This window comes from Paraburkholderia sp. BR10936 (assembly GCF_040965735.1).
In the GTDB taxonomy this organism is placed as follows: Bacteria; Pseudomonadota; Gammaproteobacteria; order Burkholderiales; family Burkholderiaceae; genus Paraburkholderia; species Paraburkholderia nodosa_A.
On record NZ_JBFRCM010000002.1, the window covers coordinates 500,218 to 514,992 of the forward strand.

Sequence of the window (14,775 nt, forward strand, 5' to 3'; positions counted from 1 at the left end):
GTAGGCGATCGCGGCCTGCGCCTGTGCTTCCGTCAGGATGACTAAGCAGCAAGATTCGCGTCAAATTGAGCGTCATGAACAAGAGCAACCCATGAACATATCGAAATTCTTCATCGACCGGCCGATCTTCGCGGGCGTGCTGTCCGTGCTGATCCTGCTGGCCGGCGTGATCGCGCTGTTCCAGTTGCCGATCTCCGAGTATCCCGAGGTCGTGCCGCCTTCGGTGGTGGTCCACGCGCAGTATCCGGGTGCGAACCCGAAGGTGATCGCCGAGGCCGTCGCCGCGCCGCTCGAAGAGCAGATCAACGGCGTCGAGAACATGCTGTACATGCAGTCGCAGGCCAATAGCGACGGCAATCTCACGCTCACGGTCACGTTTCGCCTCGGCACCGACCCGGACAAGGCCACGCAGCTCGTGCAGAACCGCGTGAACCAGGCGCTGCCGCGCCTGCCGGAAGACGTGCAGCGCCTCGGCATCACGACCATCAAGAGCTCGCCCACGCTCACGATGGTGGTGCACCTGATCTCTCCGGACAACCGGTACGACATGACGTACCTGCGCAACTACGCGCTGCTCAACGTGAAGGACCGACTCTCGAACATCCAGGGCGTGGGCGAGGTGCAGCTGTGGGGCTCGGGCGACTACGCCATGCGCATCTGGCTCGATCCGCAGAAGGTGGCACAGCGCAATCTCACCGCGAACGACGTGGTCAACGCGATTCGCGAGCAGAACGTGCAGGTGGCGGCCGGCGTGATCGGCGCCTCGCCTAGCGTGCCTGGCACGCCGTTCCAGCTCAACGTGAATGCCCAGGGCCGTCTGCGCACGGAAAGCGAGTTCGGCAACATCATCGTCAAGACGAATCCCGATGGCGGCGTGACGTACCTGCGCGATATCGCGCGTATCGAACTGGCGGCCTCCGAATATGGCCTGCGTTCGCTGCTCGACAACAAGCCGGCCGTAGCGCTCGCCATCAACCAGGCGCCGGGCGCGAACTCGCTCGCGATTTCGGACCAGGTGCGCGCGGCGATGAAGGAGCTCAAGCAGGACATGCCCGCGGGCGTGGATTACAAGATTGTCTACGACCCCACGCAGTTCGTGCGCTCCAGTATCGAAGCCGTCGTACATACGCTGCTCGAAGCGATCGCGCTCGTGGTGATCGTAGTGATCGTGTTCCTGCAAACGTGGCGTGCCTCGATCATTCCGTTGATCGCAGTGCCGGTCTCGATCGTTGGGACGTTCTCCTTGCTGCTTGCGTTTGGGTTCTCGATCAACGCGCTATCGCTGTTCGGGATGGTGCTCGCCATCGGCATCGTGGTTGACGACGCTATCGTGGTCGTCGAAAACGTGGAGCGCAATATCGCCAGCGGATTATCCGCGCGCGATGCAACCTACAAGGCCATGCAGGAGGTGAGCGGGCCGATCATCGCCATTGCGCTCACGCTCGTGGCCGTGTTCGTGCCGCTCGCGTTCATGAGTGGTCTCACGGGCCAGTTCTACAAGCAGTTCGCGATGACCATCGCGATTTCCACGGTGATCTCGGCGTTCAACTCGCTCACCCTTTCGCCCGCGCTTTCGGCGCTGCTGCTGCGTGGTCACGGCGAGAAGGAAGACTGGCTCACGCGTGGCATGAACCTCGTGCTGGGCGGCTTTTTCCGCCGCTTCAACCGGGTGTTTCATCGCGGCTCGGAAAGCTATGGGCGCGGCGTGAACGGCGTGCTGCGCCACAAGGGCGCGATGCTCGCGGTCTACGTGGTGCTGATCGCCGCCACGGTGCTGATGGCGCGTATCGTGCCGGGCGGCTTCGTGCCCGCGCAGGACAAGGAGTATCTGATCGCGTTCGCGCAATTGCCCAACGGCGCCGCGCTCGACCGCACCGAGAACGTGATTCGCGACATGAGCGCCATTGCGCTCAAACAGCCCGGCGTGGAAAGCGCCGTGGCGTTCCCCGGCCTGTCGGTGAATGGCTTCACGAATAGTTCGAGCGCGGGCATTGTGTTCGTCACGCTCAAGCCGTTCAAGGAACGCAAGGGCAAGGCGCTGTCGGCCGGCGCGATTGCGGGTGCGCTGAACCAGCAGTACGCCAGCATCAAGGATTCGTTCATCGCCGTGTTCCCGCCGCCGCCGGTGCTCGGCCTCGGTACGCTGGGCGGCTTCAAGTTGCAGCTGGAGGACCATGGTGCGCTCGGCTATGAGGCGCTCAACCGCGCGACCCAGGACTTCGTCAAGCGCGCGGCGCAAACGCCGGAGCTGGGTCCGACGTTCACGAACTATCAGATCAACGTACCGCAGCTGAACGTCGATCTCGACCGCACGAAGGCGAAGCAGCTCGGCGTGCCGGTCACCGACGTGTTCGACACGATGCAGATCTATCTGGGTTCGCTCTACGTGAACGACTTCAACCGCTTCGGACGCGTGTATCAGGTGCGCGTGCAGGCCGATGCGCCGTTCCGCCAGCGCGCCGACGATATTCTGCAACTGAAGACGCGCAACGCCGCGGGCGAGATGGTGCCGCTCTCGTCGCTCGTCACGGTGACGCCCACGTACGGCCCCGAGATGGTGGTGCGCTACAACGGCTACACCGCGGCCGACATCAACGGCGGCCCGGCGCCCGGTTATTCGTCGGGCCAGGCACAGGCGGCGGCGGAACGCATTGCGGCTGAAGTGCTGCCGCGCGGCGTGAAGTTCGAATGGACCGACCTCACCTACCAGCAGGTGCTGGCGGGCAATGCGGGCATCTGGGTGTTCCCGATCAGCGTGCTGCTCGTGTTCCTCGTGCTGGCGGCGCTCTATGAGAGCCTGACACTGCCGCTCGCGGTGATCCTGATCGTGCCGATGAGCGTGCTGTGTGCACTAACGGGCGTGTGGCTCACGCAGGGCGACAACAACATCTTCACGCAGATCGGCCTGATGGTGCTGGTGGGACTCGCTTCGAAGAACGCGATTCTGATCGTCGAGTTTGCGCGCGAACTGGAGCATGACGGACACACGCCGCTTACCGCTGCCATCGAGGCGAGCCGCTTGCGTCTGCGCCCGATCCTGATGACGTCCATCGCGTTCATCATGGGCGTGGTGCCGCTCGTGCTCTCCAGCGGCGCGGGTTCGGAAATGCGTCACGCGATGGGCGTGGCCGTGTTCTTCGGCATGCTCGGCGTGACCGCATTCGGCCTGTTGCTGACGCCGGTGTTCTACGTGGTGCTGCGCACACTCGCGGGCGGCAAGATTCACGTCGCGCAGAAGGACAATGCGCGCAAGCCGCAATCGATGGTCGACGCGTAAGGCGACAAGGGAAAATGAACAACATGACTAACGAATCCATCTTGCGCTATCGCGCGAATGCCGCGCCGGGAGGCGGGCATCTCGCGCGTATCACACGAATCGCGGCGAGCGTCGCGCTCTTTGCCTGGCTCGCGGCATGCTCGGTCGAGCCGACCTACAAGGTGCCCGACGCCGCCGTGCCCGCGGCCTACAAGGAAGCGCCGCAGCAAACGCAGAGCACGAATCCGCACGATGTGGGCACGTGGACGCCGGCGCAGCCCGCCGACGGCACCCATCGCGGCGAATGGTGGACGGTGTTCGGCGACCCGACACTCGACAAGCTCGAGCAGCAGGCGCTGGAAGCGAACCAGGACCTCAAGGCGGCGGCCGCGCGCGTGCAGCAGGCGCGCGCCGTGACACAGGCTGCGCGCGCCTCGTGGTTCCCGTCGATCGATGCGGGCTTCGGCCCGACGTATCAGCGCGCCTCGCCGGCTTCGCTGTATTACCCGCAAAATTACAATGTGCCCGCTCAAACGCTGTGGCGCGCACAGGCTACGGCAAGCTATGAAGTCGACTTGTTCGGCCGTGTGAGTTCGAACGTTCACGCGGCGCAGGCGGACGCCCAGCAAAGCGAAGCCCTGTTCCTCTCGGTGCAGCTCGCCTTGCAGGCCGATGTCGCGCAGAACTACTTCCAGCTGCGCCAGTTCGACTCCGACGTCGATCTGTACCGTCGCACGGTGGCGCTGCGCGAAGACGCGCTCAAGCTCGTCGATCGCCGCTTCAAGGAAGGCGACATCAGCGCGCTGGACGTGGCTCAGGCGCGCAACGAACTCGCGAGCGCACGCGCCGACGCGGTGGGCGTCGCGCGTCAGCGCGCGGCTTCGGAGCACAGCCTCGCGATCCTGCTCGGCAAGGCGCCCGCGGACTTCACGTTCCCCGAAACGCCGCTCGCACCGGTCGTCGTGCAGGTGCCGCCGGGTTTGCCCTCCACGCTGCTGGAGCGCCGCCCCGACGTGGCCGCCGCCGAGCGCGCCATGGCGGCCGCGAACGCACGCGTGGGGCTCGCGAAGTCGGCGTTCTTCCCGCAGCTCAACATCACGGGTGCAGCGGGCTTCGAGTCGGCCACGCTCGGCGACCTGTTCATGTGGTCGAGCCGCGCGTTCCTGCTCGGGCCGCTCGCGGGTACGGCGCTCACGCTGCCGCTGTTCGACGGCGGCCGGCGCAAGGCGAATCTCGCCCAGTCGCGCGGCAAGTATGAAGAAGATGTTGCGCAATACCGCCAGCAGGTGCTCGTGGCCTTCCGCGAGGTCGAGGACAATCTCTCCGACCTGCGCCTGCTCGACGACCAGATCCGCGAGCAGAACGACGCGGTGAGCGCTTCGCGGCAGTCGGCGCAGCTTTCGCGCACGCAGTACGAGGAAGGCGAGGTCAGCTATCTGAACGTGATCGACAGCGAACGGACGGTGCTCGTGTCGCAGTTGCAGGCCAGCCATCTGCAGGGCTCGCAGGCCGTGGCGACGGTCAACCTGATCCGCGCGCTCGGCGGCGGCTGGGGCGACGCGAAGCCCGGCGACGCTACGCCGCCTCCGCCTCCGCCGGCGCCGCTCGCGGCGCGCTAAGCCGCGCCTTACAGCCCGCATAACTAGCCGCAACGCTCGCCGCCTGTGCATATCGCAGGCGGCGATTTCCTTTGCGCAATCGCTTCGTAGACCCGGCCCCGCCGCCCCCCTATCATCGTCTGGACCCATCTGGAGCCAACGCGATGGGCCCTCATCGCGTCGCTCCTCACTGAACGAAGTCCAACTTCCATCGAGGAACGCGATGATCCGTGCCGTGCGCGCCGTGGGGCGCCCTTCCTTTTTCCAGCGCTTCGGCCTGCTGACGGCAATCGCCGTGTCGTTTGCGGCGGCGGCGCTCGACGCGCACGCCGACACCGCTACGCTCAAAATCGGCATTGCCACCACGCCACAAACGCCCGCGCTCCAGGAAGCGGCGCGCGAGGCGAAGGCGCAGGGCGTGGATGTGAAGATCATCGAATTCACCGACTGGAACACGCCCAACGCCGCGCTGGCGAACAAGGATATCGACGCCAACTACTTCCAGCACAAGCCGTTTCTGGAAAACGCCGAACAGCAGGGCGGCTACAAGTTCGTCGCCATCGCGCCGGGCACGATCATGAAGATCGGCCTGTATTCGAAGAAGGTGAAACGCTTCGAAGACCTGAAGGATGGCGCGACGGTCGCGATCGCGAACGATCCCGTGAACGGCGGCCGCGGCCTCCTGCTGCTGCAGCGCGCGGGCCTCATCAAGCTCAAGCCGGGCGTGGACTATCGCGCCACGACGCTCGACATCGTCTCGAATCCCAAACACCTCAAGATCGTGCAACTCGAAGCGTCGCAACTCGCGCGCTCGCTCGACGACGTCGATCTCGCACAGGGCTACCCGAGCTTCATCAAGCTCGCGGGCACTACCGATCCGAACAGTGCGCTGCTCTTCGACGGCGTCGAGAACAAGGCGTTTGCGATCCAGTTCGTCGTGCGGCCCGAGAGCGTGAACGATCCGCGCATTCGCAAGTTCATCGACATCTACCAGCATTCGCCGGCCGTGCGCAAGGAGCTCGACAAAGCCTTCGGCAACCTCTACGCGGTCGCCTGGTAAAGCGCGCGCAATCTACGCACGAGGAGAGCAGCGATGATGAAATGGTTCGGAGCGGCGCGCTTTATCGAGGCGGGGCCCGCGGCGGGTGAGGCGCAGGGCAATGCCGATGCATCGCTGCCTGCGGTGGTGTTCGAAAACGTGGGCAAGACCTACGCGCCAGGCGCGCCGGCGGCGCTCGCGGGCGTCGACTTGCAGGTGGCGCGCGGCGAAGTGTTCGGCATCATCGGGCGCAGCGGCGCGGGCAAGTCCACGCTGCTGCGGCTCGTGAACGGTCTCGAAAAGCCCACGAGCGGCGGCGTGCGAGTGAACGGCGTCGACGTGGGCGGACTCGACGAGCGCGCCCTGGTGGCGCTACGGCGGCGCATCGGCATGGTGTTCCAGCACTTCAATCTGCTTTCCGCCAAGACCGTGCACGACAACATCGCACTGCCGCTGAAAATTGCGGGTGTGCCGAAGGCCGACATCGAGGCGCGCGTGAACGTGCTGCTCGATCTCGTCGGCTTGAGCGAACGACGCGACGCGTGGCCCGCGCGCCTTTCCGGCGGCCAGAAGCAGCGCGTGGGTATTGCACGCGCGCTCGTGCACGAGCCCGACATCCTGCTCTGCGACGAGGCGACTTCGGCGCTCGACCCGGAAACCACGCGCGCCATTCTTGCGCTGCTGCGTGACATCAACCGGCGGCTCGGCGTCACTATCGTGCTCATTACGCACGAGATGGAGGTGATCCGCGACGTTTGCGACACGGTCGCGGTGATCGAGCGCGGCGAGGTGGTGGAACAGGGGCCCGTGTGGCGCGTGTTCGGCGATCCGCGGCACGAAGCGACGCGCGCGCTCCTGCACACGCCCGGCCACGAGTTGCCCGACGACCTGGCGGCGCGTATCCACGCTGCGCCGCAAGTGGGCGCGCACGCGCTGTTCGACGTGCGCTTCACCGGCGACGAGGCGCAAGAGCCCGACCTCGCCACGCTCGCGCAGGCGTTCGGCGCGCAGGGCGTGCGCTTCGTGCATGGCGGTATCGAGCGTATCCAGGGGCGTGCGCAAGGGCGGCTAGTCGTTTCCGCGCCGGTGCAGAACGCCGCCGAGGCCGCGTCGCTCGCCGAGCGGGCGCGTGGTCATGCGAGCCGCGTGGAGGTGCTGGGCTATGTCTGACGTGTGGATCACCGAGCTCCTCGAAGGCATACGCGACACGTTGCTGATGGTCGGCGTTTCGGCGATATTCGCACTCCTGATCGGTATTCCGATCGCGCTGCTGCTCGTCACGACCGCGCGCGGCGGCATTCTGGAGCGACCCGCGCTCAACACCACGCTGGGCGCGCTCGTCAATGCGTTCCGCTCCACGCCTTTCATCATCCTGCTGGTCGCGCTGCTGCCGCTCACGCGCTTGCTCGTCGGTACGACCATCGGCGTGTGGGCCGCCGTGGTGCCGCTTTCCATCGCCGCCATTCCGTTCTTCGCGCGCGTGGCCGAGGTGAGCTTGCGCGAAGTCGATCGCGGTTTGATCGAGGCGGCCCAGGCCATGGGCGCACAGCGCCGCCACATCGTATGGCATGTGCTGCTGCCCGAGGCGCTGCCCGGCATGCTCGGCGGCTTCACGATCACCGTGGTGGCCATGATCGGCTCCTCGGCGATGGCGGGCGCCGTCGGCGCGGGTGGTCTCGGCGATCTCGCGATACGCTACGGCTATCAGCGCTTCGACACGACGGTCATGGTCACCGTGATCGTGCTGCTGATCGCGATCGTCGCGGCGGTGCAGTTCACGGGCGACATGCTGGTGCGGCGTCTTTTGCGGCGAACCTGAGCGGCGCAAGCCGTTCGACATGACGCGCGCAGCGCCCTTGCTGCGCGCTTCGTTTTTCGGGCATCACATTCGGGAACTATGGGTATGAACGAGGCACAGCGCCCACGCGGGCAGGAACAGGACGCGCGTTTCGCCGCGCTGCTCGAAGCGCTGCGCGCGAACGCCGCGCAACGCGATCTCGCAGGCGGTCACGCAGCCGCCGAAAAGCAGCGCATTGCCGACGCCGGGCTGCTCACGCTCGCTGTGCCGCGCGAATTCGGCGGGCAGTTCGGCCAGGACGGCGTGCGCTGGAGCGACATCTACGCGACGATCCGCGCGCTCGCGCGCGTCGACAGCGCGCTTGCGCATCTGCTCGGGTTCCAGTGTTTGCAAATAGCGAGCGTCGCATTGTGGGGCAGCGCCGCGCAGCGCACGAACTGGCTGCAAGGCACCGTCGAGCATCGCTGGTGGTGGGGCAATGCCGTGAATCCCATCGACACACGGCTCGTCGCGCAACCGGACAGGGAAGGCGGCTGGCGTCTGCATGGCAGGAAAGGATTCTGCTCGGGCACCTACGGTTCGCAGATGATGACCGTGAGCGCGCACGATCCCGCCACGGGCAGTCCGGTGTTCGCGGTCGTGCCCACCACGCGCGCCGGGATCACGGTGCACGACGACTGGGACCCGATCGGCCAGCGTCAGACCGATAGCGGCACCGTGTCTTTCGAGAACGTGGAGGTCCGCGCCGCCGAAGTATTGCAGCGCCCCGACACACCGCGCGCCACGCTGCGCACACTGGTCTCGCAAGGCGTGCTGACGAATCTCTTCGTGGGGCTCGCGGAAGGCGCGCTCGAAGAGGCGCGCGCCTACGTGCTCGCGAACGGCCGCCCGTGGGTCAATTCGGGCGTGCAGCACGTGTCCGACGACCCGTTCCTGCAGCAGCGCTTCGGCGAAATGCGCGTGCAGTCGCTCGCGGCGGCGGTGCTGGCCGATCGTGCGGGCGCGCTGCTCGACGCCGCGTGGGACGAAGGCGAGGCGTTGAGCGCGGCCACGCGCGCCGGCGTCTCGCTGGCGATTTCGGAGGCGAAGATCGTCGCGCACCGCGCCGCGCTCCAGGGCGGCGAGCAGCTTTTCGAGGCGTGCGGCGCACGCGCCACGGGCGCGGCGCTCGCGCTCGACCGTTTCTGGCGCAATGCGCGCGTGCATACACTGCACGATCCGCTCGACTACCGTCTGCGCGACGTGGGTCGCTATACGCTCTTGAGAGAAGTGCCGCAGCCGACGCTGTACACTTGAGGGCTCGATCGCGGCACGTGCCGCGACGCGTCAACCCTTGAGGATCGAACCGTTGGAGTTCCGACTACCGACCACGGCAACGGCGCCGTTTTGCCCTTCCGAAGTGCAGGGCAGCATCGAGGTTTCGCCGCGTGCGCCGTTCTGGAAGAAGTTCTGGCAATTCGCTGGTCCTGGCCTGCTGGTGTCGATCGGCTACATGGACCCGGGCAACTGGGCCACCGACATCGAGGCGGGCTCGCGCTTCGGTTACAGCCTGTTGTTCGTGGTCGTCCTCTCGAGCCTCGCGGCGATCGCGCTGCAATGCCTTTCCATGCGTCTTGGCATCGTCACGCAACGCGATCTCGCGGAGCTTTCGCGCGAGCGCTATTCAAGGCCCGTGGCGCTCGGCCAGTGGGTGCTCGCCGAGCTTTCGATCATCGCCTGCGATCTTGCCGAGGTGCTGGGCGGCGCGCTCGCGTTCCACCTGCTGCTGGGCTGCTCGCTGATGGTGGGCGTGGTGCTCACGGCGTTCGACACGCTCATCGTGCTGGGCTTGAAGGGCAAGAACTTCCGCTCGCTCGAGGCGATCATGGCCGGGCTCATCGCCACGATAGGCTTGGGCTACGTGATCCAGCTCGCGCTCGTGAAGCCGCACTGGCCGTCGGTATTCGCGGGCGCGGTGCCGTCGTGGCACGCGATTTCCTCGGCGGAGCCGCTGTATCTGGCGATCGGCATTCTCGGCGCGACCATCATGCCGCACAACCTCTACCTGCATTCGTCGATCGTGCAGACGCGCGCCGTCAAGCGCGACCGTGCGAGCCTCGCTCAGGCCATCGGCCTGTCGCGCCTCGACACGATCGTCTCGCTGCTGATCGCGCTACTCATCAACGCGGCTATCCTGATTCTGGCCGCGGCAGCCTTTCACGCCAACGGGCACACCCAGGTCACCGATATCGAACAGGCCTACAAGCTGCTCGCACCGATCGTCGGTACGGGCGCGGCGGCGGTGCTGTTCGCGATTACGCTGCTTGCCTCCGGGCAAAGCTCGACGTTCACGGGCACCGTGGCGGGCCAGGTCATCATGGAAGGCTTCCTGCGAATGAAAATTCCGTGCTACCAGCGGCGGCTCATTACGCGCGTGCTCGCGTTGATCCCCGCCTTCGCGGGCGTCGCGCTGCTCGGCAACGGCGCGGTGGGCAAGCTGCTGGTCGCAAGCCAGGTGGTGCTGAGTCTGCAACTGCCATTCGCACTCTGGCCGCTCATTCGCATGACGAACGATCGTGCGCTGATGGGCGAGTTCGTGAACCGGCTCCCCACGCGGTTGCTGGCATGGTTCCTGTTCGTCGTGATCTCGGCGGCGAACCTGTGGCTCGTCTGGCAGACGTTCAGCGGAAACTAAAGAAGGGGAAAGGTGTAACAGGCGCGCGCCATAGAGGTGGCACGCAGAGGCGGCAAGCAAAAGCGGCAATCGGAAAGCGCTTCGCCGTCCGGTGCGCTCAGGCACCGGACGGGTTCGCGTCTTGGTCTCGCGTCCGGTTAGTCCGGATCTGCTCTCCTACGCTTACGCAGCCTCGGCAATGCCATCCGACGTTACCACTGCCGGAAGGTCGCTCTCGGTCTGCTCGGCGCCCCGTCGCGCTGCAGCCGCCTTTTTCGTCTTGCCGGCTCGCGAAGGAGGCTGGCATGCGCCGCACACGACGTTGTGCTGAAGGTCGTGGCGATGCGCGACGAACTTACCGCCGCAACGGCAGCAAGGCGTCAACTGCAGAATATCGGCATCGAAAAATCGCACCAGGGTCCACGCACGCGTGAGGTCGAGCGCCGGCTCGGCCCCGCTGTGGCGGCAGTGTTCCAGATACAGCCGGAACCCCTTGGTGAGCGCGTCGAGATGCGAGCAACGCGCTTCGTTCTTGAGGAACAGGTACGTGTTATAGAACAGCGAGGCGTGGATGTTGGCCAGCCACGTCATGTACCAGTCCGCCGAGAACGGCAGCATACCTTTGGGCGGCGATACGCCACGGATCTCGCGATACAGGCGGATCATGCGGTCGCGCGAGAGCGTGAGTTCGCTTTCGAGCACCTGCATGCGCGCGCCCAGCTCGATCAGTGCGATCGCGCGGAATACTTCCTGAGCGTCTTCGGTGAGGCTGCGCCGCGTAGTCATGGACGTCACCCTCAGGCGAATTGACCAGCCGGCTGTCCCGCAAGCAGGATGGCCGCATGGGTAGCCGCCACGTCGGCATGCTTCGAAGTCTGCGTGAGCGCGGACAACATTGCATGATCGTCGAAGCGGAAAAAACAGAGAAGTTGGTCGGAAGAGGCCAACCTGACGATCTGCGCGAGCGACAGAGCGCCAAGCAGATCGGCCAGTTCCGACGACAGTCCCAGTCGGAACATGCCGACTGGCTTGTCCTCGCGCAGCATGCGCTGTGCGAGCATCAGATACGACAAATTAATTTCGCGGATAGATTCCAGCGTCTCGCTGCTACGGTCCATTTCTCTAGTTTCCGAAGCCCCGAATTTAACCCCCCGGCTTTTTCGCCGTTGTATCTTTTCTGATCTTGTGGTCGATCTTCGCTCGTTGGCTCGATCTGACTCTTTGATACAGGTTGTTACATCTCGTAACAACCTTGGAGGGAATTGTATGAGGGCTTATCTCAGAAATCAATCCCTCGGATCAAAAATAATCGTACTGTTGTAAATTATTTTCGGTAAGTTTTGCTGCAATTTGAAAGCCGGGTGGCGACAAGCCGTCGTGACACTGATCGGGGTGCCAAAACTGGCCGTAGCACCTTGGTTTATCAGGGTTTTCGCCAACGCGCCGCTGCGTGCGCAACGAATCATCGAAGGACAAAAATCGCCCGCCCGGTGGAATAAACGTTTAGAAAGGAGTTGGGTTGACAGGTAAAAAATACGGCTCTTTCGATTAATACCTATGACTATTGAGTTTGTAACAGATGTTTCGACCCCGGCGACCTGTAACAGGGCAATGTGTAACCAGGATGTTACGAGTGCAGACGGTGGGATGCACCGTTGGTTTCCGGAATATATGCGGACTGGATATTGCGCGAAGATCGCACTTGTGAAACGTTTGCGATCGACGATCGACGCGCAATCCGGGTGGGGCGGTTCTTTTGCCGCTTCAGGTCAGCCAGGGCCCTGCTTCGTTGAGGGCGCCGGGCAGTAACAGACCGACCCGACCGACCCGCGCGCCGACGATACGCGGGCGACGAGCGGCCCGCCGATTTCAAAGTCGTTGTCGATAACCATCGCGCCTCCTATACCGTATACAACGACTGTCGATGTGCTGGTTATATCATAACGTGATATAACTAAAAATAAATAAAGCGGCATTGCGGGTACGGCGCGTTCGCCCGCCCGGCACCGGGAATCATCGGGGGAGGGATCATGGCCTCGTTCAACAGGATTCTGCTGTGTTACGACGCAACGCGCGAAGGCCGCCGGGCTTTGCGTGAGGGTGCCGACCTTGCACGCGAATGCCACGCGCAAACGCATTTGCTGGCCGTGCTCGACCAGGCGCCCCTGCAATGGGGGACGGACATCGCGTCCGCCGTGCCGTTCGAAGCCGCGGAAGAAGCGGCGCGCGAGATTCTGCGTGACGGGGTGGCGTGCCTGCAGGACAAGGGGCTCGTGGCGACGGGGCACTTCGTGGTGGGCCGGCCGATCGACGTGATCGCAAGCTACTGCGAGGAACTCCAGCCCGATCTCATCGTGGTGGCGCACCACCGGCGCGGGCCGCTCAAGCGCTGGTGGGATGGTCGCGACGACCGCCTGCTGCTCGACCGCGTGTCGTGCAGCGTGCTGGTCGTTACCGCGGCGGACCCGGAGCCCGCGAAAGCGGCGGCCTGAGCCGCCGCCGCCACGCCCTCCCGCGCCGGAAATGCTATCGGGGGCACCCGGCGCAGCCGCCGACCGCGCGCGTCACGGCGCCCGGTCGCGCAACGCCTGAGCGGTCTGCGGATCGGCGGGAAAGAACGCTTCGATCGCTAGCTCCGATAGCGTGATGTCGACCGGTGTGCCGAACACGGTGGTCGTGCTATAGAACGCCAGTTCCCCAAGCACGGTGCGCACGCGCAGCGGCACGGCAATGTGATGCGCGATCGGCTCGGCGCTCACGTTCGCGACGCCCGGCGGCGGCGGATACGCCGCGAGTTCCTCGTGCAGCGCGGCGAGCGCGGGGTCGCCGCTCGCGTCGATCTGACGTTGCAGGCGCGTGAGCAGATGCGTTCGCCACGCGTGCCAGTTGACGATGCGCGGCGCCATGCCCTCGGGATGCAGCGATAGACGCAGCGCGTTGATGGGCGCAGCGAGCAGCGCAGGCGAAGCGTCGCCGATGAGCGGCGCGAGCGCGCCGTTCGTCGCGACGATATTCCAGTGGCGGTCCACGGCCACGGCGGGATACGGTTCGTGACCGCGCAGCACCAGATCGACTGCCTCGCGCGCGGCGGCGAGTTGCGGGTCGTCGAGCGCGCGCTCGCGATAGAGCGGCGCATAGCCCGCCGCCACGAGCAGCGCATTGCGCTCGCGCAGCGGCACATCGAGCTGCTCGGCCAGATGCATGACCATCTCGCGGCTCGGCAGCGCGCGGCCCGATTCGACGAAGCTCAGATGGCGCGTCGAAATCTCGGCTTCGGTCGCGAGCAGCAACTGGCTCATGCGCCGGCGCGTGCGCCAGTCGCGCAGCATCTCGCCGACGCTGGGGCGCCCGGCGCCGGACGGCGCGGCGGGGAGGAGGGAAGCGAGTGTGTTCATGCTGCCGATTCTAGCCAAACGCGAGAACAAGGCGATTACGTCTGAGGTAAAGAAGCGGCCGGCAACGGATATATGAAAACCTCGGGTTTACGCCCCTGCTGCATTCGTGGACGACGTTTACCGTGCGCCGCGCTATCGCCTAGAATAAAAATTCTCACGGACTGTGGCGTCGCGCAGAGGAGACTGCCATGAGGGAAACCGTAGCTGCTTATCTGCTCGGACCAGGCGTCATGTTGCTGGTATGTGCGGCTATGTGGGCCGTGTCGCGCCGCAGCAGAGGCACGCTCGAAGCGCGCCTGACTCGCTGGCTCGACGCGCATCGGCCGCACGGCATGCATCAGAAGCATTGAGCGTGCCAGCGCCGCGTCGGTTTGCGCGTTTGCCCGGCGTTTGCCCGAGAACATCGCGAACGGATCACGACAAGGCGCGGCAGGCAAATTCCATAGCATTCCGAATCAACTCCCGAGTTAGTTCGTTTCGCTCCGGCACGCAGTGCGGCCTTTGCGCGTGCCGGCTCGTCTGCCATTGCCGCCTCATGTCGAGGGAACTGAGCGTGCGCTCCGCGGTCATTCCGATACTGCATACCGGAGCCCTCCATGACCCGTCCCGCCGATTCCTTCATCATCTTCATCGCCCGCATCGCGCTCGCCATTCTGTTTCTCTGGGGCGGTGCCATGAAGCTGCTGGGATACGCGGGGTTTGTCGGCTACCTGCATTCGAAGGGCGTGCCGTATGCCTCGTATGGCGCGATCGCGGCAACCGCCGTCGAGCTGCTCGGCGGCATTGCGATCGTGCTGGGCGTGCGCACGCGCGCGGTTGCGTTCCTGCTGGCCGTGTACGCTATCGTGACGGCGATACTCGGCCACGACTTCTGGAACATGACCCAGGCCGCGGCGCAACAGGACGCGGTCATTCATTTCTGGAAGAACGTGGCGATCGCGGGCGGTTTCCTGCTGCTGGCCGTGACGGGCGCGGGACGTGCTTCCATTGATGGTCTGCGCGCGCCGCGCGGCGGCGGCCTGCGAGGCTGACGCCC

The 14,775-nt window shown here is 65.1% G+C and carries 13 protein-coding genes; 10 read left to right on the plus strand and 3 right to left on the minus strand.

The annotated features are described in order from the left end of the window. The first annotated feature begins 91 nt into the window (after nucleotides 1-91). The 7 genes from AB4Y36_RS05720 to AB4Y36_RS05750 all read left to right on the plus strand — a co-directional run bounded on the left by AB4Y36_RS05720 (nucleotide 92) and on the right by AB4Y36_RS05750 (nucleotide 10,365). A complete protein-coding gene (locus tag AB4Y36_RS05720) occupies nucleotides 92-3,277 on the plus strand; it encodes an efflux RND transporter permease subunit (RefSeq protein ID WP_342946757.1) in 3,186 nt (1,061 codons plus the stop codon). A 23-nt stretch (nucleotides 3,278-3,300) separates the two neighbouring features. Further along, nucleotides 3,301-4,875, plus strand: coding sequence for an efflux transporter outer membrane subunit (locus AB4Y36_RS05725; RefSeq protein WP_368682511.1), 1,575 nt, complete (start codon nucleotides 3,301-3,303; stop codon nucleotides 4,873-4,875). Between the two features lie 202 nt (nucleotides 4,876-5,077). Beyond that, nucleotides 5,078-5,914, plus strand: coding sequence for a MetQ/NlpA family ABC transporter substrate-binding protein (locus AB4Y36_RS05730; protein ID WP_368682512.1), 837 nt, complete (start codon nucleotides 5,078-5,080; stop codon nucleotides 5,912-5,914). A gap of 33 nt (nucleotides 5,915-5,947) precedes the next feature. Further along, nucleotides 5,948-7,063: a methionine ABC transporter ATP-binding protein gene (locus AB4Y36_RS05735; RefSeq protein ID WP_368682513.1), complete on the plus strand. Its 1,116-nt coding sequence runs from the start codon at nucleotides 5,948-5,950 to the stop codon at nucleotides 7,061-7,063. After that, nucleotides 7,056-7,712 carry a methionine ABC transporter permease gene (locus AB4Y36_RS05740; RefSeq protein ID WP_368682514.1) on the plus strand — a complete coding sequence of 219 codons (657 nt, stop codon included), beginning with the start codon at nucleotides 7,056-7,058 and terminating at the stop codon, nucleotides 7,710-7,712. Before AB4Y36_RS05735 ends, AB4Y36_RS05740 begins: the two co-directional genes overlap by 8 nt. Before the next feature lie 84 nt (nucleotides 7,713-7,796). Beyond that, nucleotides 7,797-8,987, plus strand: a complete 1,191-nt coding sequence (locus AB4Y36_RS05745; RefSeq protein ID WP_368682515.1) for an acyl-CoA dehydrogenase family protein — start codon at nucleotides 7,797-7,799, stop codon at nucleotides 8,985-8,987. A 52-nt stretch (nucleotides 8,988-9,039) separates the two neighbouring features. Then, nucleotides 9,040-10,365, plus strand: coding sequence for an Nramp family divalent metal transporter (locus AB4Y36_RS05750; RefSeq protein WP_342946753.1), 1,326 nt, complete (start codon nucleotides 9,040-9,042; stop codon nucleotides 10,363-10,365). 162 nt (nucleotides 10,366-10,527) lie between these two features. Here the strand turns inward: AB4Y36_RS05750 and flhC are convergent, their stop codons facing one another. After that, nucleotides 10,528-11,130, minus strand: a complete 603-nt coding sequence (flhC, locus tag AB4Y36_RS05755) for a flagellar transcriptional regulator FlhC (protein WP_069261691.1) — start codon at nucleotides 11,128-11,130, stop codon at nucleotides 10,528-10,530. Between the two features lie 11 nt (nucleotides 11,131-11,141). Further along, complete coding sequence (gene flhD / locus AB4Y36_RS05760; protein WP_028202636.1) at nucleotides 11,142-11,462, minus strand: flagellar transcriptional regulator FlhD; 321 nt, start codon at nucleotides 11,460-11,462, stop codon at nucleotides 11,142-11,144. Nucleotides 11,463-12,374: 912 nt separating this feature from the next. Here flhD and AB4Y36_RS05765 point away from each other — a divergent pair. After that, on the plus strand, nucleotides 12,375-12,836 hold the full coding sequence (locus AB4Y36_RS05765; RefSeq protein WP_368605472.1) for a universal stress protein: 462 nt from the start codon (nucleotides 12,375-12,377) through the stop codon (nucleotides 12,834-12,836). Nucleotides 12,837-12,908: 72 nt separating this feature from the next. On the opposite strand, the gene AB4Y36_RS05770 is transcribed toward AB4Y36_RS05765, so the two are convergent. Then, complete coding sequence (locus AB4Y36_RS05770; RefSeq protein ID WP_342946752.1) at nucleotides 12,909-13,739, minus strand: helix-turn-helix transcriptional regulator; 831 nt, start codon at nucleotides 13,737-13,739, stop codon at nucleotides 12,909-12,911. Between the two features lie 188 nt (nucleotides 13,740-13,927). Between AB4Y36_RS05770 and AB4Y36_RS05775 the strand changes: the two genes are divergently transcribed. Together AB4Y36_RS05775 and AB4Y36_RS05780 are read left to right on the plus strand one after the other, a co-directional pair. Next, nucleotides 13,928-14,089, plus strand: coding sequence for a hypothetical protein (locus AB4Y36_RS05775; protein WP_368682516.1), 162 nt, complete (start codon nucleotides 13,928-13,930; stop codon nucleotides 14,087-14,089). Nucleotides 14,090-14,335: 246 nt separating this feature from the next. Beyond that, entirely contained in the window at nucleotides 14,336-14,770 is a 435-nt protein-coding gene (locus AB4Y36_RS05780) for a DoxX family protein (RefSeq protein ID WP_342946751.1), read from the plus strand. Nucleotides 14,771-14,775 lie beyond the last annotated feature (5 nt).

Coding starts and splice junctions, on each gene's coding strand:
- AB4Y36_RS05725 (WP_368682511.1), top strand. CDS start 3,301: ATGACTAACGAATCCATCTTGCGCTATCGCGCGAATGCCGCGCCGGGA.
- AB4Y36_RS05770 (WP_342946752.1), bottom strand. CDS start 13,739: ATGAACACACTCGCTTCCCTCCTCCCCGCCGCGCCGTCCGGCGCCGGG.
- AB4Y36_RS05765 (WP_368605472.1), top strand. CDS start 12,375: ATGGCCTCGTTCAACAGGATTCTGCTGTGTTACGACGCAACGCGCGAA.
- AB4Y36_RS05775 (WP_368682516.1), top strand. CDS start 13,928: ATGAGGGAAACCGTAGCTGCTTATCTGCTCGGACCAGGCGTCATGTTG.
- AB4Y36_RS05740 (WP_368682514.1), top strand. CDS start 7,056: ATGTCTGACGTGTGGATCACCGAGCTCCTCGAAGGCATACGCGACACG.
- flhC (WP_069261691.1), bottom strand. CDS start 11,130: ATGACTACGCGGCGCAGCCTCACCGAAGACGCTCAGGAAGTATTCCGC.
- AB4Y36_RS05720 (WP_342946757.1), top strand. CDS start 92: ATGAACATATCGAAATTCTTCATCGACCGGCCGATCTTCGCGGGCGTG.
- flhD (WP_028202636.1), bottom strand. CDS start 11,462: ATGGACCGTAGCAGCGAGACGCTGGAATCTATCCGCGAAATTAATTTG.
- AB4Y36_RS05780 (WP_342946751.1), top strand. CDS start 14,336: ATGACCCGTCCCGCCGATTCCTTCATCATCTTCATCGCCCGCATCGCG.
- AB4Y36_RS05735 (WP_368682513.1), top strand. CDS start 5,948: ATGATGAAATGGTTCGGAGCGGCGCGCTTTATCGAGGCGGGGCCCGCG.
- AB4Y36_RS05730 (WP_368682512.1), top strand. CDS start 5,078: ATGATCCGTGCCGTGCGCGCCGTGGGGCGCCCTTCCTTTTTCCAGCGC.
- AB4Y36_RS05745 (WP_368682515.1), top strand. CDS start 7,797: ATGAACGAGGCACAGCGCCCACGCGGGCAGGAACAGGACGCGCGTTTC.